Source organism: Arthrobacter sp. GmRoot5-12, assembly GCF_059739365.1.
This window is the reverse complement of the sequence record NZ_AP046056.1, coordinates 3,465,871-3,489,166: the sequence shown is the minus strand read 5'-3', so window position 1 is coordinate 3,489,166 and position 23,296 is coordinate 3,465,871. Positions and strand designations below refer to the sequence as shown.

Below are 23,296 nucleotides of genomic sequence, written 5' to 3'. Positions count from 1 at the left end.
GATGCCCTCCTTTGGGATACAGGGGCTTGACGTCAGTGGACACCAAACCAGCGTCGACTGGCAGCAGCAGTGGAACATGGGTGCCCGGTTCGCGTATGTGAAAGCCTCTGAAGGCAATTACTTCACGAATGATCTGTTTGGCTCACAGTACCAAGGCGCACGAAGCGTGGGGATGCTCCGGGGCGCATACCACTTCGCGATCCCCAACTGGTCTTCCGGCGCCGATCAGGCGCGCTATTTCGTGAACAACGGTGGTGGATGGTCCGGCGACGGCTATACGATGCCGCCGGTTCTCGACTTCGAGTTCAACCCCTACGAGGGTCGGACGATCAACGGCTTCTACTTTGGCAACACCTGCTATGGCATGTCCCAGGCGCAACTGACATCCTGGGTCCAGGACTTCGGAAACACGATGAGGTCCCTCACCGGCAGACTGCCGATGATCTATACGAATACAAATTGGTGGAACCAGTGCCTGGGCAATCCCACCGGTTTTGGGGACTATCCCTTGTGGGTTGCGGCCTACCCGTACTCGGCAACCAACGATGCGGGCGCCATTCCGACAGGGAGTTGGGACACCTACAGCATCTGGCAGTACAGCAGCACCGGGCCGTTTGCTGGGGACTCCAACGTTTGGAACGGGGACTATGCGGGACTCAAGGCATTCGCTGGGACCGCTATTCCGCTTGCAGCAAGTCAGGGTATTAGTGACGTCAGAGCCCGCACGCCGGAGCTGGGGGCCCAGACATCGGCAATAGTTTGTGGTCTGCGCGACGGCGGCTGCTACCAGAACTATCAAAATGGCGCTGTGATCTGGTCGCCTGCCAGCGGAGCACAGCCAAGCCCTACGGGCCCTATCCGTGGCGTCTGGCAAGCATCCGGTTTCGAAAACGGAATACTGGGCTACCCAACGTCTGCTGTCGTATGCGGCCTGAAGAATGGCGGTTGCTTTCAGGACTTCCAGAACGGTGCCATCCTGTGGAGTTCTGGCTCTGGCGCGCAAATCAGCGTGAGCGGACCAATTCGAACTGCCTGGGCAGCAACAGGCTTTGAAAACGGCGTTATGGGATATCCCACCGGAGGTCAAACATGCGGCCTCGCCGCACAGGGTTGTTACCAAAACTTCCAGTCGGGCGCGGTCTTGTGGTCTCCTGCTACCGGGGCCAAGCGCAGCCTCAACGGACCCATTAGGGCGGCTTGGCAAAAGACAGGCTTCGAGTCAGGGCCACTTGGCTACCCGACCAGCGACACGCTTTGCGGTCTTCGGGACGGCGGCTGCTTCCAAAGTTTCCAAACAGGCAGCATCGCGTCCTCAATCACCAATGGAGCACACATCGTTTGGGGCCAGATGGAGTCGGCCTGGAGGGCAGGTGGCCGGGAAGCAGGACCCCTGGGCTACCCCGCTGCAGATGAAGTCTGCGGCCTCAAGAACGGGGGGTGCCGGCAACTGTTCGAAAAGGGTGCCACCGTCTGGTCACCCTCCACTGGAGCCCAATTGAGCCCCGCCGGACCTATCCGCACGTTGTGGCTTCAGCAAGGGGGTGAGAGCGGTCTGATGGGATATCCCACCGGGCCTCAAACATGCGGGCTCGTCAACGGCGGCTGCTTCCAGGAGTTCGAAGGCGGGGCCATTATTTGGTCTGCGACGTCCGGTGCGCAGCTGAGCAAGGCTGGTCCCATCAGAAATGAATGGGCTCGAACTGGCTTTGAGAACGGTGCCATGGGCTACCCCACCGCAAATGAAGTTTGCGGGCTACCCGACGGGGGCTGCTCGCAGGATTTCCAGAACGGCTCACTTACGTGGACTTCCGGCAGAGGCGTTTTGCGGGTCATGTCCCCAATTTTTGCCTCGTGGAAAGCTCAGGGGCGCGAGTCCGGAGTACTTGGCTACCCCAGCGCAACCCAAGTCTGCGGACTTGTCGGAGGAGGCTGCTACCAGAACTTCCAGAATGGCGCCGTTCTCTGGTCGGCGGCCACGGGCGCCCAGCCGAGCCCTGCAGGGCCCATCCGCACACTCTGGGCTGCGACAGGATACGAAAACGGTTCTCTCGGATACCCCACCAGTAGCCAGGTCTGCGGTTTGAAAGACGGTGGTTGCTACCAGAACTACCAAAACGGGGCTATTCTCTGGTCTCCCGCCACGGGCGCGCAGATAAGCCCCAACGGACCCATCAGATCCAAGTGGGGCTCCATGGGCTACGAGCTCAGCGAGTTGGGATACCCTACGGGCGGTGTGGTCTGCGGCATCAGGGACGGGGGCTGCTACCAGAATTTCCAAGGCGGAGCGATGCTGTGGTCGCAGGCAACGGGGGCTCAGCCCAGCACTGGACCAATCCGCACGAAGTACGCCAGCCTTGGCTACGAGAACAGCTTCCTCGGCTATCCCATCGCGGCGACTTCCTGCACCTTGGCCAACGGAGGCTGCTTCCAGAACTACCAGGGCGGGTCCATCACCTGGAGCCCCACAACTGGGGCAAGCGCAAGCACAGTGCGCCGGTAACCGGTGTGGCTCCTGCTGCGAGAGGCAGGAGCCACGGTCAGAAGCTATTGGATTCAGAACAGAAAAGGGTTGAAGCAGCCGCTTCAACCCTTTTCTGTTTGTAGAAATCTACTTTTCGGCGAGGAGCTCGAGCAGGTATGAGCCGTAACCGCTCTTGACGAGGGGTTCGGCCCTTTCGCGGAGTTCATCGTCGGTCAGGAACCCCAGCCGCCACGAGATCTCTTCGGGCGCTCCAATCTTCAAGCCTTGCCGGTTCTCCACCGTCCGAATGAAATTGGAGGCATCGTTTAGGTCGTTGAAGGTCCCGGTGTCGAGCCAAGCAGTTCCCCGGGGCAGGATCTCGACCTGCAGCTTACCGGCGTCCAGATAGACGCGGTTCACGTCGGTGATCTCGAGTTCACCGCGGGCGGACGGCTTGAGGTTCTTGGCGATGTCAACAACATCGTTGTCATAGAAATAGAGCCCTGGAACTGCGTAGTGGCTCTTGGGTGCCGCGGGCTTCTCTTCCAGGGACAAAGCCTTGCCATCGTCATCGAATTCCACCACCCCGTAAGCAGACGGATCCTTGACCCAGTATCCGAAGACTGCTCCCCCGTCGATGGTCTTGAACCTGCGCAGCTGAGTGCCCATGCCCTGGCCATAGAAAATGTTGTCACCCAGGACCAGAGCAACGCTGTCATCACCGATATGGTCCGAACCGAGCACAAATGCCTGGGCCAGTCCGTCAGGAGAAGGCTGCTGCTTGTAGGTGATGGAGACGCCGAACCGGGACCCATCCCCCAATAAGCGTTCAAACTGCTCCGCGTCGTGGGGAGTGGTAATGATGAGGATGTCCCGGATCCCAGCCAGGATCAGCGTGGACAGCGGGTAGTAGATCATCGGCTTGTCGTAGACCGGTACCAATTGCTTGCTGACACCCAGCGTGATGGGATGAAGCCTGGAGCCGGTTCCGCCGGCCAGTATTATTCCGCGCATGTCCCCATCTTTCCCTTCGCTGGGAGCAGCAGCAAATCCGGTAGTCTAGGGAATTATGCAGCGACTTCTCGTAACCGGCGGAGCCGGCTTTATTGGCTCGAACTTTGTCCACTACGTTTTGGAAAACACCGACGACCACGTAACGGTTCTGGACAAGCTGACCTACGCAGGTAACCTCGAGTCGTTGAAGGGCCTTCCGGAGGAACGTTTCACCTTCGTCCGGGGCGATATCGCGGACGCAGCCCTTGTAGATGGTCTTGTTGCCGATTCCGACGTCGTTGTTCACTACGCTGCCGAGTCGCACAACGACAACTCGTTGCACGACCCACGCCCTTTCCTGGACACCAACATCATCGGCACCTATACGCTCATTGAGGCAGCGCGCAAGCACAACAAACGCTTCCACCACATCTCCACGGACGAAGTTTACGGAGACCTGGAGCTGGATGACCCGGAGCGTTTCACCGAACAAACGCCTTACAACCCCTCAAGCCCGTACTCGTCAACCAAGGCCGGTTCCGATCTGCTGGTACGGGCATGGGTACGCTCCTTCGGCCTGCAGGCCACCATCAGCAACTGTTCCAATAACTATGGTCCGTACCAGCACGTGGAGAAGTTCATCCCCCGGCAGATCACCAATGTCATCGACGGCATTCGCCCCAAGCTCTACGGTAAGGGCGAGAACGTCAGGGACTGGATCCACGCCAACGACCATTCCTCCGCTGTGCTTGCAATCATCGCCGGGGGAAAGATTGGCGAGACCTATCTGATCGGCGCGGACGGCGAGAAGAACAACAAAGACGTCGTAGAGCTGATCCTCAAGCACATGGGACAGGCCCCGGATGCCTACGACCATGTGGTCGACCGGCCAGGTCACGACCTCCGCTACGCCATCGATTCCACCAAGTTGCGCGACGAACTCGGGTGGAAACCTCAGTTCTCCGACTTCGACGAGGGCATCGAAGACACAATCGCCTGGTACCGGGATAACGAAGACTGGTGGCGCCCGCAGAAGGCTGCCACCGAAGCAAAATACAAGGAACAGGGCCAGTAATCCATGTCGCTGGAGTTCTCGAAGAAGCTTGCTGCCCACCAAACCCCCATTCCCGGCGTCGTTCTCTACGACCTCCCGGTCCACGGCGACAACCGGGGATGGTTCAAGGAGAACTGGCAGCGGGAAAAGATGCTTGCTCTCGGGTTGCCTGACTTCCGGCCCGTGCAGAACAACATCTCCTACAACGAAAAGGCCGGAACCACCCGTGGGATCCATGCCGAGCCGTGGGACAAATTCATTTCGGTGGCCACCGGCCGCATCTTCGGGGCGTGGGTTGATCTTCGGGAGGGCCCCTCGTTCGGTGCGGTCTTCACGGCTGAACTCGACCCGAGCCAGGCAATCTTCATCCCCCGCGGAGTCGGCAATGCGTTCCAGACGCTGGAGGACAATACCGCCTACACGTACTTGGTGAACGACCACTGGTCCGCGGACGCTCAAGGTCAATACACCTTCCTTAACCTCGCCGATGAGACGGCTGCGATCCAGTGGCCGATTCCGCTCACCCAGGCGGAACTCTCTGACAAGGACAAAGCGCACCCGCGGATGGCCGACGTGGTCCCGATGGCAGCCAAGAAGATCCTTGTGGTAGGTGCCGGGGGGCAGCTGGGCAAGGCACTTCGTGCCCAGTACGACGGCGATACCTCGGTTGAGTTTGCAGGCCGCGCTGAGTTCGATCTCACCAACGCGAACAGTTTCAAAAGCAGGAACTGGAAGAACTACTCGACGATTATCAACGCCGCCGCCTACACTGCTGTCGACGCAGCGGAAAGCGCAGATGGGCGGGCCTCCGCCTGGTCCATCAACGTCGCGGCCGTAGCGCAACTGGCGCGCACCGCCGTCGAGAATGATCTCACTTTGGTCCATATTTCCTCGGACTATGTCTTTGACGGTAGCCGCGATATCCACGACGAGGACGAGCTCTGCTCTCCCTTGGGCGTTTATGGGCAGACCAAGGCCGCCGGAGACGCGGTAGTCAGCGTGGTTCCCCGCCACTACATTGTGCGGACCAGTTGGGTTATTGGAGAAGGAAATAACTTCGTCCGCACCATGGCCAGCCTGGCGCGAAAAGGGGTCAAGCCTTCCGTCGTGAATGACCAGAGAGGCCGCCTGAGCTTCACCCAGGACATTGCGGCTTTCATTCGACATTTGCTGGAGTCGGATGCAACCTACGGTTTGTATAACTTCAGCAATGACGGGCCCGTCAGGAGCTGGGAGGATATTGCGCGGGATGTGTTCGAGCAGTGCGGGGCATCCGGCAGTGACGTCACTGGCATCACCACTGCCGAATATTTCAAGGACAAGGCAGCGGCCCCGCGGCCACTTTCCAGCACGCTCGACTTGGCAAAGACGCGCTCTACGGGTTTCGACATACCTGATGCCGACGAGCGGCTGGCAGCCTATCTGAAGTTGGAAAACGATAAGGCATGAGACCTGTAGATCAGACGCAGCACACCCTTGTGATCATGCCGGCCTGGAACGAATCGGAGGCCATCGGCAACACGATTCGTGAGGTCTTCGAGTTTGGCCCGGATTGCGATGTCCTGGTAGTTGACGACGGTTCACGGGACGACACGGCACAGGTAGCCCGTGATGCAGGCGCGCTGGTTGTGCAGCTACCGTTCAACATGGGCGTTGGCGGTGCCATGAGAACCGGGTTCAAATTCGCAAAGATGCACGGCTACACCCAGGTCATCCAAGTGGATTCGGATGGCCAGCACGATCCCCGGGATATAAAAGCCGTCCTCGATGGGCTCCAGGAAGCAGACATCGTCATCGGTGCCCGCTTCGCCGATAAGGGCAATTACACAGTCCGCGGGCCCCGTAAGTGGGCCATGAACGTCCTGGCGTGGACGATATCGAGGGTCGCAGGAACCCGGCTCACGGATGTCACGTCAGGCTTCCGCGCTGCGAACACGAAGGCCATCCGACAATACGTAGACCACTACCCTGCGGAGTACCTCGGGGACACCATTGATTCCCTGGTTGTTGCGATCCGGTCTGGGTGCACCGTGCGCCAGGTTGGAGTGTCAATGCGGGAGCGGCAGGGCGGGACGCCGAGCCACGACCCATTGAAGGCAGCCATCTACCTCGGCCGGTCAGCTTTTGCCCTCCTCTTCGCTTTGACGCGCAAGAAGAACGAACCGTCATCCAACTAGGAGTTCACATGGCCACGCTTGTTGGCTTCATCTTTGTGCTGGTCATTCTGCTCATTATCTTCGAGATGCTCCGCCGGCGTCATTTGAGGGAAAAGTACGCAGTCCTCTGGATCATCATCGGTGTTGGAATGCTGGTCCTTGTTGCGTTCCCACAGCTGCTTTTCTGGGCCAGCGGCGTGCTCGGCGTTCAAGTGCCTTCAAACCTTCTTTTCGCGATGGCATTGCTTTTGCTCGTCCTGGTCTGCCTTCATCTGTCTTTCGAGCAGTCCCAGGCTGAGGACGAAATCCGTGTCCTGGCCGAAGAAGTAGGAATTCTGCGGCTCAAAGTACAGGAACTGGAAAAAGGCCAAACACGCGATCAATCTGTACCGGACAACGAGGTGCCAAGCGCGGGAAGGCCACCCGAAACCACTGCTTAAACTATTCAGGTGGCTGCCGGTCAATGCCTGCAGCCACCTGAATTATTTAAGTCTCCTAAGAGATAACGTGTTTCAACAGCCGGGGCAGGGAATCGGTCTTTCCAATCGCCAGGGAACGCGCGACCAGGGTAGCGGCGTTCAGACGCGACGTCGTATGGAAAGCAGCCGCGCGAGCTGTCCTCTGCCAGCCGAGTTCGCGGAATCGGCGCGCCTGGCCCTCGAAGAAGGCCCGCTCCTCATCGAAGCGCCTCCCATCCAGAGCCTTAACTGACGAGTCTGAGGCTGAATGACGGCGGTAAAGGAATGCCAAGGTTGGATCAACCACCATAGATCCGTTTTCAGCAGCAATATCCAGCAATAGTGCGAGGTCCTGGACGACGTGCAGCCCCTCGGTGAAACCGATGCGGCGAATCACGTCCGTGCGCCAAGCAAGGGACGGGAAGTAAGCCCAGTCTGCCCGCATAAGGCTGGTTGCCATTCTTTCGCCCTGCAGGAGGACCGGTTCCTTGACGCTCGGGGCATAGACCTTCTTGACGATGTCGACCAGAGGCGACGCGACTCGGCCCTTCTCATCGATCACCTGGACCCCTGGCTGCACCACGCTGGCTTGTGGGTAGGCTTCGAAAGCCTTTGATACTACTGCCAGATAGTTCGGCAGCATGATGTCATCAGCGCCCATGACGACGACGATGGGGGCTTCAGCCAGGTCCAGGGCCTTGCGGTAGTTTCCGTTGGCACCCAGGTTCTTTTCGTTCTTTTGGTAGCTCACCCGAGGGTCGGAGATGGATTCGAACCAGCGCTGAGGTTCGGGGCTTGGAAACCCATCATCCACCACGATGAGCCGCCAGTCTTCGAACTGCTGGCTCATGACGCTCTGGGCAGCGAGTTTCATCAGGTCGACGTCCCCATAGTAGGGAAGCAATACATCAATGGCCATGTGCCAGGTAGATCCTTTTCTTGTCTTCCAGCGGATGCCCGCCAGCGGTTAGTCCGAACGTGAGCCAGATGGTCGTTTGAGGAGTGCTAGTCCGTGCCTTCAGCGGTCACAGTTCCTGCACGAGCAGGAACTTTTCCGGGCTCATGCCTGAAAATCCATACCTTATAGAGCCAAAAGTTCCAAGATGTGGTCAGTACAGTCGCGAACGCTTTGCCTATTCCGTAGGAAATTCCCCAGGCGTCGAAGCCGTTCACGATGACATCTATTGCCACGATGTTGAAAACCACCAGGGCCAGATACTTAAGCAGGCTCACATGGCTCCGGTTTCTGGCACGGAACGTAAAGGAGCGCTGGAGGGCGAAGTTGAACACCAAGCTGGCGACAAAAGCGATGGGCGTGGCAATCCAGAGGTCCACTCCGAAGACTTCATGCATGAGGGCCAGTAGAGCAAGATCTACTGCAAAGGAAGCGCCTCCAACGAGCAGGAACTTGATCAGGTGACTGCGCTCAACGATCCCTGAGATCCGGGAAGCGAGTTTCTGTGCTCGATGCTTCACTGATCGCGCACTGTCTGTTGTCTGCAAGCCACTCCCAGTTCCGTATACCCCCGCAGGTTGCAGTCGGGCTCAAGCCATCATACCGGGTGGCTGTCCATGGGGTGCTACCGGCAAAGAGGTCGAGGCCGCATTCGCGCCGACGGCTTCGACCGGTTCCATGACGTTATACTTGCGTTGCCGTTGCATACGTGGCGCCCTCGCCGGGGGCGCGGGGGTTAATTCGGCGCTTCAGAAATTTGGGGAGCAACAACACATCATTCTGCGGCATCGAGCCATAGCCGGTGATTTCACCTTTGGTCCCCTTGGTCTGGGCGCCAGCCGCGATCTATGGGCGGCAGGGATCCCATGCAAGTCGGTCGAAATTGTCTGTGCAGCGTCGTGCCCGGGTTATGGCAAAGGTAACAGCAGTCGTTAGGCAAGAAGGAAGAGCAGAATGTCACCCCAGATGTCGTCCAGACTTCAAAGCATCAGCTTGCATGCCTGGCGTTGGGTGTCAGCTTCCGACCGAATGGCGCGAATGGCCGTCATCGCTGTGTATGCGTTCCTGGTGATCACTGGAGCCACGACCTCTTCAATTGGAGTGGCAGAACTCCGACAAGATCCTTCCCACCCGGAAGGAAACCAACTGGGGTCGAGCTCCGCTATTCGCTCTGACGAGTACAACGCATTCTCCCCGATTGCGATCTCCATCATGGCGACGGGGGCAGCCCCGACTACCAGCTATCTTGCCGCGCCGGCTGATGTCGTTCACAGGTATCCTTCCGGCGGGTTCTTCGAAACGTTCGTCTACTTTGATTCCACCATGCTCCGGTCCGCGGCGGTTCTGCCCGACGAGATGGTTTTCGCAGCCCACTGGTGGCTCCCGGCCTTCCTGCTCTTCCTTTTCCTTCCCAAATGGTTTCAGCAGATTGGGGCATCCCGGCACATGGGATGGCTGGCTGCTTTCCTTATAGCGCTCTCCCCCGCCGCATCCTGGTGGACGATGATGCCGATCCAGCTAATCGCGTACACGATCGCGGGGTCGAGTCTCCTGCTCTCCGCATATGGCGGCTTCAAATCGCGGCGCCTGCCCATCCCGCTCGCTCAGTCCGTTGCTGGTGGAATTCTCCTCGCCGGCATCCCCAGCTTCTACATTCCGTGGTCTTTGGTTCTGGGTCTTCCCGTGGTGGCTGCAACGTCCCTTTGGATCCTTTCCCGGAAGGAGAGTTGGGTGCCGAAGATCAAGGCCCTCGGCTTCACAGCCGGCGTAGCGTTGATATTCGGGATAGGCACGCTGCTGGAAAACAGGGAGGGCATCAATGCCCTGCTGAACACGGTATATCCAGGTTCGCGACGGTCAACTGGCGAAGCTCAGCCATTTGGGTTCCTTTTTGGTGCACCATCCCTGGGGGAGCTCAAAGATGCAATCCCTGTCGGCAGCAACCAGAGCGAGATGTCTACCGCGTTTACCATAACCTTCCTTTGGGCTGTGCTGGTATGGCTGGGCGTCTCTGGAATCGGCAGATGGAGGGATAATGTCGTACCCCTGATACTTTCCTTCTTTGGTGCTGTGTGGCTTCTGTGGTGCACCTTTAATTTTGGCCCTGTGGGGGCTCAAATCCCTCTGCTCAACTATGTCCAGCCTGCCAGGGCGGCCCAAGTCTGCGGAATTATCGGCACATTGTTGGTTGCCGTGCTGTTGTCCCGTCTCAAGGACAGCCCCCGGTGGCGCTTGCCCATTGCTGCAGGGCTCACAACAGGACTGGTAACCGCCTATGCGGGTTCCCAGCTTCAGCTCACTTATCTGCCGGGCATGTCAAGGAAGGAGGCGCTTCTCGCGGCTGCCGGCGTTGCAGCAGTCGTCTTCTTTGTCACACGCTTTCCCAAGTCCATTTATCCCGTCGGACTTGCTGCTGTCGTTGCCGCGATTCCAGTTTATGGCGCTAATCCTCTACTTTTCGGCTTGGGCGACCTCAGAGCGTCACCAGCAGCGACCTACTTATATTCCGAGGGGAGCGAAAGCCGCGAAGCAGGAACTCTCTGGGCCACCGACAGGTCGGCTGTTGACACCCTCTTGCTTGCTAATGGCGTGCCCTCACTCACGGGAGTTCAGCGCTCCGGCCCCGACCAAAGTAAGTGGAGCATTCTTGATCCCGAACATCGATATGCCAACGACTGGAACAGGGGCGGCGGCTTCATTCAATTCGCCTGGACACCTGGGCTGCCAAAGACCTTCTCAAACAACGGTGGAGACAGGACAATCCTCCACATTGACCCCTGTGATCTGAAAGGGGCGTTTCCAAGCCTTACCCACATCACGGCATCCGGAGAACTTTCCGCTTCTTGCTTGACCCTGGAGAAAGAACTGACCTGGTCTGGACAAAAGACGCTAGTCTACCGCGTCTCATGACTGACGCCTTGTTCCCTCCGGGCGACGATACACTGGATCCTGCTGCCTGACGGCTCCCTCAGTTGGGGCCGGTCAATTCGGATAAGCGAAAAGGAACAGTGAGACGTGACGCGCCAGAATGACGCCAGAGTGGTGGCCATTATTTCCGCATTCCACCCGCCGGAGGACCTGTCCGAGAGAGTCCTGGAACTCAACAAGCAGGTGGCACACACCGTGGTTGTCGATGATGGCTCGGATATCAGCCATTCCAGCACCGTCCTGCAGGAGCTTGAAGAGATCGGCTGCACTGTGCTCCGGATGCCGGAAAATTCAGGAATTGCTGCCGCCCTGAACACCGGCATCGATCTGGCGCTTCAAAAGTGGTCCCCCGACTTCGTGTTGACCCTGGACCAGGACTCCGCGCTTGATCCCGGCTACATTGAAGCTGCGCTCAACACCTTCACGGCGGCGAAGGCCGAGGGAATAGATCCCGGACTTGTCAGCGCCCAGTCGCACAATGGCCTAAACGTTCCCCTTCTCACCAAAAAAGCTCACTTTCCTGAGGCCTTCGATCCCCTCCAATCTGGAGCTCTGATACCTGTCTCAACCCTCAAAGCCGTGGGAATGATGGATGAAAGACTCTTCATCGATTGCGTGGACTCTGAATTCAATCTGCGCGTCCGGTCCCATGGCCTCGCCACCCTGATAGGAAAGGGCTGCAATATGACCCATGCCCTGGGGCATGCACAGCCGATGATGCTTTTCGGATGGCATGTGTCCGTTCTGGGCACCAAACGGCACGTCCACTCGCACGCGCCGTTCCGGGTGTACTACATAACCAGAAACAGCATTTACCTTTGGCGCCAATACGGTGCGCGATTCCCAGGCTGGCTCCTGCGACGGCTCAGATTCCAATTGGAAAGCGACATCTTTCGACTGCTGTATGGGGCAAACCGCAAGGGGCAACTCCGTGCTTTGGCCCGCGGCTGCCTCGACGGCTGGCTTGGACGGCTCGGAAAGATTGACCCCTCATTTCAGCAACGGATCAGCTCATGAATGCGGAAGCGGTAAAAAGGGTATCTGTCTGCATGGCAACATATAACGGACAGGATTACCTGGCGGAGCAGATATCGTCCATTCTCGACCAACTGTCGCCCGAGGACGAACTCATCGTCGTGGACGATGCCTCCAAAGATGGGACGATCGACGTCGTCCGCAGCATCAATGACTCCCGTATCATCCTCCTTCCCAACCAGGAAAACATGGGGTATGTTTCCAGCTTCGAGAAGGCAATCGCCGCGAGCAAAGGTGCCTACATCATGCTCTCGGACCAGGACGACATCTGGTTGCCGGGGCGCGTGGAAAAGCTGGTGGATTCACTGCAGACCAAGGCCTTTGCGGCAAGCAACTTCACGGTGTTTGGCGGCCCCGCCAACAAGCTGCAGAAAGTGCAGTTGAAGAAGGCCGACAGTGGGCGTTGGCTATCGAACCTGGTTACCACGTGGATCGGCATCCGACCCTACTATGGCTGTACCATGGCCTTCCGCGCAGATGCCAAGCGTCTGATTCTTCCCTTTCCAACGTTTCTTACGGAAACCCACGACCAGTGGATAGCGATCGTGGCGAACATTAATCGTGAAATGGAACATGTGGAATCGGCCACTGTTGCACGCCGCCTGCATGAACAAAACACGACACCCAAATCGCGACGTCCCATCTCCAAAATCGTCCGAGCCAGGATTATGTTGCTCCGGGCGTTCCTCGTTGCCCTTCGTCGGAAGTCCCAGACAACATGAGCCCCGCTCCTTCGCCTCCAACTTCGCCGGCTCAGGCGGGTAACTATTCTGAAGCATTTGGCGCTGTAGCTATGGCCGCCTACGAGCCCGACGAAACCATGTTCGCTCGGCAGCTCTTGTCCATTCAAGCCCAGACTCACACCGCCTTTGTATGCCTCATATCGGCTGATGGCAATTTTGAGCGCGTCCAGGACATTGTCAGCCGGACCTGCGGAGGCGACAGGCGTTTCAAGGTGCTTGGATACGACGACAGGCTTGGGTTCCATCACAATTTTGAGCGTGCGCTCAATGCGGTTCCTGCGGAGGCACGCTGGGTAGCCCTCAGCGACCAGGATGACTACTGGTATCCGGAAAAGCTCACCACGCTGCTCCCCTACCTCGAGGAGTCAGCGCTTGTGACGTGTCAAGCCCGCGTCGTATCACCAGAGATGTCAACAACAGACCTGGACCCAGCCAAGGGTACGCAGACCGATCGGAAGAATGTAGGGCCGGCTGATCTTGTCGCCAACAACCAGGTTACAGGCGCACTCTGTGTGTTTCGCCGTGAAGTCCTTGAGTTGGCTTTGCCCTTCCCGTCGCTGGCCGCCCCTTCCCAGTATCACGACCATTGGATCGCTCTCTGCGCTATGGCCGGAGACGGCGCACGCGTGAAGGACCTGGTCCTCCAGGACTACATCCAGCACGGCGGCAACGTTGTGGGAGAATCCCGGCAGAGTCTTACGGGCTCGATACGTAACACGTTCCGGTTCGTGCGCCGCTACGAAGGCAACGCTTCGCCTATAAGTATCTGCCGACTCATCTATAAGACAGGGCTGGGCTGGCGGACGCTGATGGCACGGACGCTCCTGCAGCGGCTTCAGAGCGACGGACGTTCAATCCCTGCGGACCTTCGGGGTGCATTGGAAATTTATGCCGCGCCCAAGGCACTACGCCTGATCCAGCTTTTGGCATTGGGTTGGCGACGCAAAAATGTTCCCTTGATGCGGGTGCTGGAAATCTTGCTGGGGGTCTTCGTGAAACCCATCAGCAGCCGGAACATAACCAACTGACCTGTTCGCCGGCGCCCTCGCGGTGCTTCGGTTCCAAGGCCCCCTTGAGCGTCCGGTGCTGCCGCAGCACGTGACCGGGACCGTCAGCAGTTGATGCGTTCCCGGGCCTCGGTGGTAAGGGTGGCCAGCAGTTCACCGGGCATCTGACGGGTGGGTTTGGTGAAGAAACCCTGCCCATAACCCTTGGCAACCGCCACAAACCAGTCCTTCTTACTCCGGGCGGCCAGTCCCTGGTGCAGAGAATGCTGGATCAACAACAGAACATCGAACACATTGGTACCCAGCGGGAATCCCCGTTCCCGGATGTACCAAAGGCTGTTTCTGACATGGAAGAACAGCCGTGATCCCATGTCCTCTCCAATGCCCTTGGCAACCGGGTGGTTGACTTGGCTCTCCTTGACGGTCATCGCGAAGCCCATCTTGGACAGTCGATGGGTGTATTCGGAGTCATCAATCCAGATAAAGAAGTCCTTGAACGGCAGATGCGTGGCGGCGGCAACCTGAAGGTTGATCAGCACGCCCACGAAGGTCGCGGCATCAATGGCGATACCGCCCAGTTCGCTGGCCCGTACCTGCTTTTGAGCGTCCCGGCTCACTACGGGGGGATTCCTGGGATTGAACTCCCCCCGGCCCGCCGTCACGAGTGACGCAAGGAACGCGGGACGGGGCGCCATGGACTCGAACTTTTCCATCAACGGCGCCAGTGCGTCCAATTCGGGTTCAGCGTCGTCGTCCATGAGCCACGCTGCATCATGGCCGTGGGCAAGAGCAATCTCCACTCCCCAGGCGAAGCCCCCGGCTCCACCGAGATTGGCACCTGTCTCAAACATCGTGACAGTCGGGTGTGAGTCGCGTATGTACTCTGCGCTTCCGTCGGTGGATCCGTTCTCAATGACGATGATTTCATCGAGCGGCCTCGTCTGCTGTTCCAGAGCCGCCAGGCACTTCTTCAGGTAGTCAAGACGGTTGTAAGAGACGACGACAGCAGCTACGGACATGAAATTTCCTGACTTTTTAGATCAACTTCCCGGTACATCGTAGTCGACCTGGGGCACAATCCCCTTGTCCGGCGAGGGGCGCCGGCTACTCTAAGCTGGATACTTTGGCGCTCAACGCTTACAAAGGCACGTCGAAGGAACAGAACCGCATGAAAGCAATTGCCGCAGCGCTGGCCAGGTTGGCGAAGTTTGCCCTGACCGTTGGCCTCGGCACCGTCGTCGGACTAATAGCTATTCCTGTCATCACCGACGTTGTCGGGTCCGGGCTGTGGGCCATCCTTGCGCTGGTGCAATCGCTGGCCACCCTGTTCGGTGTACTGGTCGCCTTTGGATGGGGAACCGTCGGACCGTCGATGGTCGCGTCGCTGCCAGCGGCCGAACGTCCGCAACTTTTCGCGGACTCACTCGTAACGCGCTGCTATCTCTACTTGTTGACGGCACCAATCATGGGCTGTGTCATGATTGCTTTGCAGCCGGCCCATGCCGCCTTTGTCTTCCTGGCCTCCCTGACGTATCTTCTCCCCTTCCTTGGGGCCTCTTGGTACTTTATCGGCGAGGCAAAGCCAACACGCCTCTTTCTGGCTGACGCGCTGCCGCAGTTGGCCGGTACGGTTGCTGGACTTTTCGTTCTTACGAACACGAGAGATTTGACTCTCATGGTGCTGACGCAACTGCTGTTCAGCCTGTTTGCCGTAGCGATCAGCGCAGTCGTGGTGCTGGGCTCGGCTAAGTCGACCCTGAGCTTCGACTTCTCCATCCGTGGGTCCTGGTCGCGCATGCAGTTGCAACGGCACGGCGTCATCACTGCGGCGACTGGGAGCCTCTACGTGAATTTGCCGATTCTTGCCGTCACAATCCTGATTCCGTCCCATTTGGACGTGTACGCCTTCGCGGACCGGCTGTTCCGATACGGCGCCGTAGCTTTCTCGCCCGTTCTCCAATTTATTCAGGGTTGGATACCGGAAGGTGGCGTACGGGACCAGAAGCATAGAATCCGGCGTGCAGCCCAGGCCGCGCCCTTGATTGGGGTGGCAGGCGGTCTGGCCCTGGCGATCCTTGGCCCGTTTGCGGCTCAAGTTCTTGTCAAAGATCCCATCCCATTCGGCACAAGCCTCAGCGTACCGATCGGAGTGGCTTTTGCAGCGGTGGCGCTATCACAGGTGCTGGGACTGGCTTGCCTTGTAGCAGTTGGACGGGCACGGGACCTAGCGAGATCGACACTCATCGGCGCCCTGGCAGGTGCCCCGATGATCGTAGCGGGAGCAATCAGCCTTGGTGTGGTGGGGGTGGCCTGGGCCGTCGCCATATCCGAAGCCCTTGTTGCGGCTTACCAGCTTGTGGTACTCCGTCGACACATGCGGGGCTAAGCAGGGGTCATAGTTCCCGCAAAGCGGATACCAACCGTTCCGGGGCTGAATTAAGAGGCCGGGTTTAGCCTCTACGCAGGAGGGGAAGGGCACAGGTCGAGTTTGTAGAGCTTCGCCTCACCCTGGGAGTCTTCGAGTGTGGCCATGCCTGCAGCTATGAGGGCGTCCAGTCCTTTATAGCCACTGTCCCTTCCATGGACTTCCCGGTGCCCGAAGTCGAGGATGTATTCGATCTTCAGGCTTTCAACTGTCGGGCATACGGCGGGATCGTCCTTGGCCGGAGCAGGACCGTTAAGCAAAGGAGTTGCACCTTGGGGAACGGCGCTGAGGATGTGGAGTTGGACGAGCTTCCGGTCGGCAAAGGCGTACGCGAGGGAACTTCCGTTCCATGGATTGCCCACCATAAGGGCGTCCTGGGGCACTTCGCCTGGCAAGCGCTTGATGAGCGCCATCTCGTCGCTGGAGATCAGCGGTGAGTTCTCGGACAACCGGTAAGACCCTGCCATTGACGCTTCGGCTTGGCTGACATTGCCGCGTTGAGTCGCCACAATCAAAGCCAAAACCATGACGGTAGCCGCCACGGCGCCCAACATCTCCGGCCGCCAAGTCTTCCCGCCCGTCACAGGCGCGGTGGGCCGGACAGAACGGCCCCTTATCAGGCCGGCGCCCTTTGCCACGAGGATGGACAGCTGATTCCACACCGCGACGGCACCCCTGCACGCAAGCGGAATCGTCACCACGGGCAGGAGAGCCGCCAGCCGGGGAGGGTCGTTATACCAGATGCCAGTGAGGAAAAGCCGGAAGTCGTCAGCCGGAAAGGAGCTGACCACAACGAAGAGAAAAGCAGCCACCGCATAGGTTCCCAGCAGCCACAGCTGCCGCCCGGACCGGAAAGTCAAGTAAATGCCGATCAGCGTCAGGAGCATGATGCCCCACGCAACTGGACGGCCAATTGCTGAGCTGGAGATCACCTCTCCAATTGCCTGCCCCGTCGACTCTACCGGTGGCCAGAAGGCAGCCTCGGCTGGAGGACGCACCGCGTCCCACAAGACTCGGAGCAGTACGACGGCGACAACGAAGCCGAGTGCCAGGGCCGTTGAAACGATGATTCGTTCCTTGCCCCGCCGGGTTGCAACCGTAGTCGTGAAAATGCGGGTGTACACGTAGAGGGCCGGGGGCAACATCAGTGCCAGCCACGCCATGGCGGCGCTTGGGTGGGCAAGTGCCATACCCGGAAGAGCCGCAAGCAGCAGGAACAGGCTCAGGAGCCTGGATCGGCTGGATACGGCAGACAGGCCAAGTGCGTCCAGTCCCAAGGCAATCACCATAGGCAGGAGGGCAAGCGCAAGAAAATTCGGGTACAGGACACCGAAGTCCAAGAGGGAAATTGGAAAAGCGCCGAATGCAGCAGATGCAATGCCTGCAGTGATGCTGACGGCCGGACGGCGCCCCCAAATGGCCTGTGCGAGATAAATGCACCCAAGCGGCCAGACGAAGGAGGCCACGACAATATTCATGACGTTTACGGATGCCGTGATGTCCCCTCCCCCAATGCCGACGAGCAGGGAGACCAGGTCGTGCCAGGCGGCGGGATAGGAACCGGCCCCCGTCATCGCATTAAGCGTGAGGGACGAGCCGGAGCCGGTGTCGAGAATGTACCGCACAGCGTTCAGGTGGAACACATTGTCGAAGGTTTGGGAAAACGACTCCGGGGAACCGGCGGCGTTCAACAGCCGACGACCAATCAGGATGGCTGCGATGGCCAATGCCGCCAAAGAGGCAAGGATCCAGTGGCCCGGATTGTCCTTCAACCCTTCATCAACCGCTCCGGCCCGCTTCCTGAGCAGGAGGGACACCGCAAGAGCTACGGCGGCCACCCCAATGGTTACGGCGACGACCGGCAGGAGCGACCAGGCAATTCCAGCGAAGGGTGCCAGGATTGCAGCCACAGCAATTATTGAGACGCTCAAAGAGGGAGCAGCGGCGGCGGCCCGGGTGGCACCCAGTCGCGCGGCCATGCCGACGGTGAATCCGGGGATCATCAGCAGGGCCACCGCGAGGACAAACTGTGGTACTGCGTCAAACCAAGACAAGAAGTCCTCCGTACGGCTACTGGAGCGCGGGTATGTTCTGCCTGCCGCGGCTGCCTGTGTGAAAACGTCACGGACGGCCTGGTAAGGCCCGCGACGAAAGGTTAAATTAGGTCAATTGCGCAACAGGCCGACAGCCTCATGTATCGGCCCGTCGTAAATCATTTCTCCGTGTTTGAGGAGAACACCCCGTTTGCAGATCCTCGACACAAGATCCAAGTCATGGCTCACCACGACCAAGGTCTTGCCGTCCTGCGCCAATTCCTGGATCTTGTCGATGCACTTCCGTTGGAAAGGCTCATCTCCTACTGCGAGGATCTCATCGATCAGGAAAACCTCAGGGTCTGTGTGCACAGCAACGGAAAAGGCGAGCCGCAGGTACATTCCGGACGAGTAGAACTTGACCTCGGTATCTATGAACTGGCCAATCTCGGAAAACTCGACAATGTCGTCGAACCGGTCCTTGATCTGCTGCTCGGTCATTCCCAGGATGGCGCCGTTAAGGAACACGTTGTCGCGTCCGGAGAGGTCCGGGTGGAAGCCCGCGCCGACTTCGATCAGTCCCGCCACCCTGCCCCTTGTTTTTACTGTTCCTGAATCAGGAAGCATGACCCCGGAAATATGCTTGAGCAGAGTGGACTTGCCGGAACCGTTCAGGCCCAGCAGCGCCACTGTTTCCCCCGCCTCGACGTTGAGAGAAACGTTCTTTAGCGCGTGGAACTTCTCCGAAAGATCCCCTTTGCGCCCCTTGACGAGCCAAACGACGGCTTCCTTGATGGATCGCGTATGGCGGAGGACGAATTGCTTGCTGATGTCAGAGACTTCAATTGCGTTGACCACTTAGAGCTCCTGCGCGAAACGGCCCTCGAGGCGCCGGAAAGTGAATTGGCCCAGGACGAGGATCGCCAAGGCAACGCCGATCCCAACCACCAGCCAAAGACTAAAAAGATTGGGGGGCATGGCGACGGAACCGTCAGTCGTCGGGAACCAGAACGCGTAATGAAAGAGCTCCACGCCGATCGTGATCGGATTCGCCTGGTAGACGGCAAACCATTCCGACCCCAGCTTCTCCTGAACCATGGACCATGCATACATCACGGGGGAAGCCCAGGTGGCGACCATCAGGAGCATGTCCACCAGGTTCTCGGAGTCACGGAAGTAGACGTTGGCGGCGCCGAACAGAAGACCCAGGCCCGTGGCAAGGAGGGCAACGATAGCAAAGCCGGCCACCGCCGCGAGCAGCTGAAAAAGGTTGGGATGCCATCCGGCGAAGAGACACCCGACGACGAGCACCACCAGCTGCGGGAAGAAGTGCACAGCCGAAACCCAAACGGACGCCACAGGAAAGAGTTCGCGCGGAAGATAGATCTTCTTGATGAGGTTTCCGTTGTTGACGATGGACCTGGCTGCATTTCCCAGTGCTTCGGAAAAGAAGTTGATTAGCACAATGCCCGAAAACAGGTAGACGGCGTAGTTGGCCAACCCTTCGGGGTTCCGTGCGCTTCGTTCCAGGCCCAGAAAAACCCCGAGAGCCACGTAGAAGACGATGAACTGCACTCCAGGCTTCACATACGACCAGAGCAGGCCCAGGACAGACCCTCGGTAGCGTACCTTGAGCTCTTTCCGTACCAGCAGCTTAAGAAGGAAGCCTGACTGCCTTATATCCCGGAGACCACCACCCAGTCCGGGCGTGGTCAACTCCCCGGATGCGACTTCACTCACTTGATCTCGTTCTGGGTATGCTGCTCGAACGTCTTCCTCCAGGACTCCATAGAAGTGAGGTCCGACACGGCAGCTTTGTATTTCCTGCTGAGCGCGGGCCACTCCTTGAGCAGGGCAGAGTGAAGCCGCGCGCTCTCTGCCAGCATCTTCCGCAACTGCTTGGGATCCCGGCGGTACCAGGAGGCTCCGGTGCCTTCAGCGTTGGACACCACAGCGCTGTCGTACTGGGCCATGCGCCACCACCGGTTGTCCTGGTGCGCAATCGTTGTCTGAGGACGCTCTGCACTGGTGCCCTTGACCGGGCTTGCCAACTGCCGAACGACAGTCTTGGCCGCCCACGGAAGAAGGGTCAGCTTGCCAGGCTGCGACGGGCCGTGGCCCCGCCGCGGCGGTTTGTCCATCTTAGGCGCCGGAAAGTCTTCCGGATCAGGACGGAAGACTGCATCCGAATGTGCGGCCATCATCTCGCGGATCTGTGGCAGCTTGGCTGGCAGCAGCCCGGGCAGTGATTCCGGCCCCTTCAACACATCCTCCAGGGCCCATTGCCGGCCCTGGGCCGTGGCGTACTGCATGGACACCAGATGCTTGACGTCAGCGTATTGCGACTCCTTGATGACCCTGCCGCCGAACTCGTAGGGGCTGTGAAGGAGGGCGGCCACCACCCTGTTGCGGGCGTGGAAGTAGGCCTGCCAGCCAACGAGGTCGTCCTTGTCAATCCAGGACACGTGCCAAACAGCTGAGCCCGGCAGCGACACCGTGGGGTATCCGGCCGCCTTGGCCCGCAGCCCATATTCGGAATCGTCCCACTTGATGAACAGCGGGAGTGAGAGTCCGATCTCCCGGATCACCTGGGTGGGGATCAGGCACATCCACCAGCCGTTGTAATCGACGTCGCAACGCCGATGCAGCCACGGGGTTTGGCGAAGGTTGGACGACAGGAAGTCGTGGCCCAGGATCATGTCCTCGCTGGGAAGCGAAGGCTGGAACCGGTAAGGGTTTACCACTTCGCCGAAGGTGTGCAGGACCGTCCGGTTGTAGAGGTCGAACATGTGCCCTCCGACGAGGGTCGGAGTCTTGCACCGGTCCGCGAACGTCAGAAGGCGAATGATGCTCTCAGGCTCAACAACGACGTCATCGTCCATCAACAGGGCGTAGTCGCTGCCGTTCTCGACAGCCTCGAACATGCCCCGCGCAAACCCGCCCGAACCGCCCAGGTTGGACTGGTTGATGATGCGGAGCTTGCCCCTGAGGGAACGCCTGACGTCGTCGAACCCCTCAGCGTCGGAGAGTTTCTGTGTGCCCTGGTCAACAATCAGGATTTCCTGCACGTGGGCCAGCGCTTCTTCGCTGTCCGCAAGGAGCCGCAGGTTGTTGAGGCAGAAATCCGTTTTGTTCAGGGTGGTGATCTGGAGCGTGACGGACCCCGGCGTTGTTTCGACCGCCGGACCCTGCCATTCCGCGTCGAGCATGATCAAGGGCTCGGTTCCGGCCAGCAGGTCGAACCAGTACCATCCGCCGTCGCCGAAGGGCGCCAGTGAAAGTTCAAACGTGCTCTCCGCGTTGCCTTCAACCCGGCGGGTGTCCACCCGCTGCAGGGAACCGCGGGCGTTTGACTTGTAGACGATAACCGAGCCCGCGCCCTGGGTCCGGACCTGGAGCCGAATCTTGTCTACTGTCGTCCACCGACGCCAGTAGCTGGCGGGGAAAGCGTTGAAGTAGGTGCCGAAAGACACCCGTTCGCCGGAACGGACAGACGTTGAGTGCCGCGAAAGGAAGTCTTCAACGTGCGCTTCTTTGGTGGGGCTGCTGATGGTCCGGGGCTTCGCGGTCTTACCGTCGCGGTCGCCGGCGGTGGGCAACTGAATGCCCGTCGCGGTGCCCATGTCCATATAGAGGGGCACCGTGTCCATCTGGCTGGCACTGGGCAGGATCACACGCTGAAGCGTCTGCCACGCTCCCCGGTCCTTCACAGCGTCGGCCCTCACGGTGTTCTTCGTCTTGTTGTCGGTAGGGACGCTCATGCGTCGACTCCCCCGCTTTCAAGCTGTACGCCGCTTTCGAAGTGCGGCCGGATCTTGTTGTCAAACATGCTGAGAGCGGCGCCGATGGCCATGTGCATGTCGAGGTACTTGTAGGTGCCCAGCCTGCCGCCGAACAATACGTCCTTTTCGGCCGCAGCGAGGTCTCGGTACTTCAGGAGGCGTTCCCTGTCCGCGGAGGTGTTGACCGGGTAGTAAGGCTCATCGCCCTTTTCGGCAAAGCGCGAGAATTCGCGCATGATGACCGTCTTTTCGGTCTGGTAGTCGCGCTCCGGGTGGAAGTGGCGCGGTTCGATGATGCGGGTGTAGGGGACGTCTGCGTCGTTGTAGTTCACAACCGACGTGCCCTGGAAGTCGCCCATCTCAAGGACTTCTTCCTCGAAGTCGATGGTGCGCCAGGACAGGTCGCCCTCGGCATAGTCGAAGTACCGATCCACCGGGCCGGTGTAGACGACAGGAATGTTGCCCACGACCTTGTTCTTGCTGTACTCGTGGGACTCGTCGAAGAAGTCGGTATTGAGCCGCACCTCGATGTTGGGGTGCTCTGCCATCTTTTCGATCCAGGCGGTGTAGCCGTTGGTCGGCAGGCCCTCGTACTTGTCATTGAAGTACCGGTTGTCATAGTTGTAGCGCACAGGCAGCCGCGAAATGATACCGGCCGGCAGGTCCTTGGGATCTGTCTGCCACTGCTTGCCGGTGTAGTGCTTGATGAAGGCCTCGTACAAGGGGCGGCCGATCAGCTGGATGCCCTTGTCGTTCAGGTTCTGGGGGTCAGTTCCCGCCAGTTCCCCTGCCTGTTCCTGGATGAGGTCGCGGGCCTGGCCGGGGGTGAGATTGGCCCGGAAGAACTGGTTGATGGTGGCCAGGTTGATGGGAAGCGAATAGACCTCGCCCTTGTGGACGCCATAGACCTTGTGCACATAGTCAGTGAAGGTGGTGAACCGGTTGACGTACTCCCACACCCGCTCGTTCGAGGTATGGAAGAGGTGGGCGCCGTACCGGTGGATCTCGATCCCGGTCTGCTCTTCCTTTTCGCTGTACGCGTTTCCGCCGATGTGGTGGCGGCGGTCGATGACAACGACCTTCAGGCCGAGCTCAGTGGCGGCCTGTTCTGCGATTGTCAGGCCAAAAAAGCCGGACCCTACGATGACGAGGTCAGCGGTCACAAAATCTCCTGGTTCGAATGCGGGCAGCGCAATGGTGCGCAGTGTCTGCTGCTCTAGCCTACCCGAGTGACTGCAGGGCCCGTCGAATCAGCATTCCCGCTGT

19 protein-coding genes are annotated in these 23,296 nt (G+C 59.1%); 10 read left to right on the top strand and 9 right to left on the bottom strand.

Going from position 1 to position 23,296, the window contains the following annotated elements:
* Window position 1: 1 nt before the first annotated feature.
* Window positions 2-2,500, top strand: a complete 2,499-nt coding sequence (locus AC6JAM_RS16095; protein ID WP_497935248.1) for a GH25 family lysozyme — start codon at window positions 2-4, stop codon at window positions 2,498-2,500.
* Window positions 2,501-2,608: 108 nt separating this feature from the next.
* On the opposite strand, the gene rfbA is transcribed toward AC6JAM_RS16095, so the two are convergent.
* Window positions 2,609-3,475, bottom strand: a complete 867-nt coding sequence (gene rfbA, locus AC6JAM_RS16090) for a glucose-1-phosphate thymidylyltransferase RfbA (RefSeq protein ID WP_497935247.1) — start codon at window positions 3,473-3,475, stop codon at window positions 2,609-2,611.
* A gap of 55 nt (window positions 3,476-3,530) precedes the next feature.
* Here rfbA and rfbB point away from each other — a divergent pair, with 55 nt between their 5' ends.
* The 4 genes from rfbB to AC6JAM_RS16070 are packed head-to-tail and all read left to right on the top strand — an operon-like array spanning window position 3,531 to window position 7,104.
* A complete protein-coding gene (gene rfbB, locus AC6JAM_RS16085) occupies window positions 3,531-4,529 on the top strand; it encodes a dTDP-glucose 4,6-dehydratase (RefSeq protein ID WP_497935246.1) in 999 nt (332 codons plus the stop codon).
* 3 nt (window positions 4,530-4,532) lie between these two features.
* On the top strand, window positions 4,533-5,957 hold the full coding sequence (locus tag AC6JAM_RS16080; RefSeq protein ID WP_497935245.1) for a sugar nucleotide-binding protein: 1,425 nt from the start codon (window positions 4,533-4,535) through the stop codon (window positions 5,955-5,957).
* Window positions 5,954-6,685, top strand: a complete 732-nt coding sequence (locus tag AC6JAM_RS16075) for a glycosyltransferase family 2 protein (protein WP_018768484.1) — start codon at window positions 5,954-5,956, stop codon at window positions 6,683-6,685. The genes AC6JAM_RS16080 and AC6JAM_RS16075 overlap by 4 nt, the downstream gene beginning before the upstream one ends.
* A gap of 8 nt (window positions 6,686-6,693) precedes the next feature.
* A complete protein-coding gene (locus AC6JAM_RS16070) occupies window positions 6,694-7,104 on the top strand; it encodes a DUF2304 domain-containing protein (protein WP_018768485.1) in 411 nt (136 codons plus the stop codon).
* Between the two features lie 55 nt (window positions 7,105-7,159).
* Here AC6JAM_RS16070 and AC6JAM_RS16065 read toward each other — a convergent pair whose 3' ends face one another.
* Together AC6JAM_RS16065 and AC6JAM_RS16060 are read right to left on the bottom strand one after the other, a co-directional pair.
* Complete coding sequence (locus tag AC6JAM_RS16065; protein WP_018768486.1) at window positions 7,160-8,041, bottom strand: glycosyltransferase family 2 protein; 882 nt, start codon at window positions 8,039-8,041, stop codon at window positions 7,160-7,162.
* 86 nt (window positions 8,042-8,127) lie between these two features.
* Complete coding sequence (locus tag AC6JAM_RS16060; protein WP_223992078.1) at window positions 8,128-8,598, bottom strand: GtrA family protein; 471 nt, start codon at window positions 8,596-8,598, stop codon at window positions 8,128-8,130.
* A 433-nt stretch (window positions 8,599-9,031) separates the two neighbouring features.
* Here AC6JAM_RS16060 and AC6JAM_RS16055 point away from each other — a divergent pair, with 433 nt between their 5' ends.
* The 4 genes from AC6JAM_RS16055 (at window position 9,032) to AC6JAM_RS16040 (ending at window position 13,811) form a co-directional block, all read left to right on the top strand.
* A complete protein-coding gene (locus AC6JAM_RS16055; protein ID WP_056388066.1) occupies window positions 9,032-10,987 on the top strand; it encodes a DUF7657 domain-containing protein in 1,956 nt (651 codons plus the stop codon).
* A 105-nt stretch (window positions 10,988-11,092) separates the two neighbouring features.
* The gene (locus tag AC6JAM_RS16050) at window positions 11,093-12,022 is read left to right on the top strand and encodes a glycosyltransferase (RefSeq protein ID WP_497935244.1); all 930 of its coding nucleotides are present in this window, start codon (window positions 11,093-11,095) and stop codon (window positions 12,020-12,022) included.
* A complete protein-coding gene (locus AC6JAM_RS16045) occupies window positions 12,019-12,762 on the top strand; it encodes a glycosyltransferase (RefSeq protein ID WP_497935243.1) in 744 nt (247 codons plus the stop codon). The genes AC6JAM_RS16050 and AC6JAM_RS16045 overlap by 4 nt, the downstream gene beginning before the upstream one ends.
* A 71-nt stretch (window positions 12,763-12,833) precedes the next feature.
* Window positions 12,834-13,811 carry a glycosyltransferase gene (locus tag AC6JAM_RS16040; RefSeq protein WP_018768491.1) on the top strand — a complete coding sequence of 326 codons (978 nt, stop codon included), beginning with the start codon at window positions 12,834-12,836 and terminating at the stop codon, window positions 13,809-13,811.
* 83 nt (window positions 13,812-13,894) lie between these two features.
* On the opposite strand, the gene AC6JAM_RS16035 is transcribed toward AC6JAM_RS16040, so the two are convergent.
* Entirely contained in the window at window positions 13,895-14,809 is a 915-nt protein-coding gene (locus AC6JAM_RS16035) for a glycosyltransferase family 2 protein (protein WP_497935242.1), read from the bottom strand.
* Between the two features lie 149 nt (window positions 14,810-14,958).
* On the opposite strand from AC6JAM_RS16035, the gene AC6JAM_RS16030 reads away from it, so the two are divergent.
* On the top strand, window positions 14,959-16,176 hold the full coding sequence (locus AC6JAM_RS16030) for a lipopolysaccharide biosynthesis protein (protein ID WP_497935241.1): 1,218 nt from the start codon (window positions 14,959-14,961) through the stop codon (window positions 16,174-16,176).
* A 71-nt stretch (window positions 16,177-16,247) separates the two neighbouring features.
* Here the strand turns inward: AC6JAM_RS16030 and AC6JAM_RS16025 are convergent, their stop codons facing one another.
* The 5 genes from AC6JAM_RS16025 to glf form a co-directional block, all read right to left on the bottom strand.
* Window positions 16,248-18,218, bottom strand: coding sequence for a DUF6541 family protein (locus AC6JAM_RS16025; RefSeq protein WP_497935972.1), 1,971 nt, complete (start codon window positions 18,216-18,218; stop codon window positions 16,248-16,250).
* A 162-nt stretch (window positions 18,219-18,380) separates the two neighbouring features.
* Entirely contained in the window at window positions 18,381-19,106 is a 726-nt protein-coding gene (locus tag AC6JAM_RS16020; RefSeq protein WP_018768495.1) for an ABC transporter ATP-binding protein, read from the bottom strand.
* Window positions 19,107-19,988: an ABC transporter permease gene (locus tag AC6JAM_RS16015; RefSeq protein ID WP_134163807.1), complete on the bottom strand. Its 882-nt coding sequence runs from the start codon at window positions 19,986-19,988 to the stop codon at window positions 19,107-19,109. It abuts the gene before it with no gap.
* Window positions 19,985-22,009 carry a glycosyltransferase gene (locus tag AC6JAM_RS16010; RefSeq protein WP_134163806.1) on the bottom strand — a complete coding sequence of 675 codons (2,025 nt, stop codon included), beginning with the start codon at window positions 22,007-22,009 and terminating at the stop codon, window positions 19,985-19,987. Before AC6JAM_RS16010 ends, AC6JAM_RS16015 begins: the two co-directional genes overlap by 4 nt.
* Window positions 22,006-23,193 carry a UDP-galactopyranose mutase gene (gene glf / locus AC6JAM_RS16005; protein WP_018768498.1) on the bottom strand — a complete coding sequence of 396 codons (1,188 nt, stop codon included), beginning with the start codon at window positions 23,191-23,193 and terminating at the stop codon, window positions 22,006-22,008. Before glf ends, AC6JAM_RS16010 begins: the two co-directional genes overlap by 4 nt.
* Window positions 23,194-23,296: the final 103 nt, after the last annotated feature.

What these genes read in the sequence shown, in the direction of transcription:
- AC6JAM_RS16095 (WP_497935248.1), top strand. Translation starts at nt 2, where the DNA reads ATGCCCTCCTTTGGGATACAGGGGCTTGACGTCAGTGGACACCAAACC.
- rfbA (WP_497935247.1), bottom strand. Translation starts at nt 3,475, where the DNA reads ATGCGCGGAATAATACTGGCCGGCGGAACCGGCTCCAGGCTTCATCCC.
- rfbB (WP_497935246.1), top strand. Translation starts at nt 3,531, where the DNA reads ATGCAGCGACTTCTCGTAACCGGCGGAGCCGGCTTTATTGGCTCGAAC.
- AC6JAM_RS16080 (WP_497935245.1), top strand. Translation starts at nt 4,533, where the DNA reads ATGTCGCTGGAGTTCTCGAAGAAGCTTGCTGCCCACCAAACCCCCATT.
- AC6JAM_RS16075 (WP_018768484.1), top strand. Translation starts at nt 5,954, where the DNA reads ATGAGACCTGTAGATCAGACGCAGCACACCCTTGTGATCATGCCGGCC.
- AC6JAM_RS16070 (WP_018768485.1), top strand. Translation starts at nt 6,694, where the DNA reads ATGGCCACGCTTGTTGGCTTCATCTTTGTGCTGGTCATTCTGCTCATT.
- AC6JAM_RS16065 (WP_018768486.1), bottom strand. Translation starts at nt 8,041, where the DNA reads ATGGCCATTGATGTATTGCTTCCCTACTATGGGGACGTCGACCTGATG.
- AC6JAM_RS16055 (WP_056388066.1), top strand. Translation starts at nt 9,032, where the DNA reads ATGTCACCCCAGATGTCGTCCAGACTTCAAAGCATCAGCTTGCATGCC.
- AC6JAM_RS16045 (WP_497935243.1), top strand. Translation starts at nt 12,019, where the DNA reads ATGAATGCGGAAGCGGTAAAAAGGGTATCTGTCTGCATGGCAACATAT.
- AC6JAM_RS16040 (WP_018768491.1), top strand. Translation starts at nt 12,834, where the DNA reads ATGGCCGCCTACGAGCCCGACGAAACCATGTTCGCTCGGCAGCTCTTG.
- AC6JAM_RS16035 (WP_497935242.1), bottom strand. Translation starts at nt 14,809, where the DNA reads ATGTCCGTAGCTGCTGTCGTCGTCTCTTACAACCGTCTTGACTACCTG.
- AC6JAM_RS16030 (WP_497935241.1), top strand. Translation starts at nt 14,959, where the DNA reads ATGAAAGCAATTGCCGCAGCGCTGGCCAGGTTGGCGAAGTTTGCCCTG.
- AC6JAM_RS16025 (WP_497935972.1), bottom strand. Translation starts at nt 18,218, where the DNA reads ATGATCCCCGGATTCACCGTCGGCATGGCCGCGCGACTGGGTGCCACC.
- AC6JAM_RS16010 (WP_134163806.1), bottom strand. Translation starts at nt 22,009, where the DNA reads ATGAGCGTCCCTACCGACAACAAGACGAAGAACACCGTGAGGGCCGAC.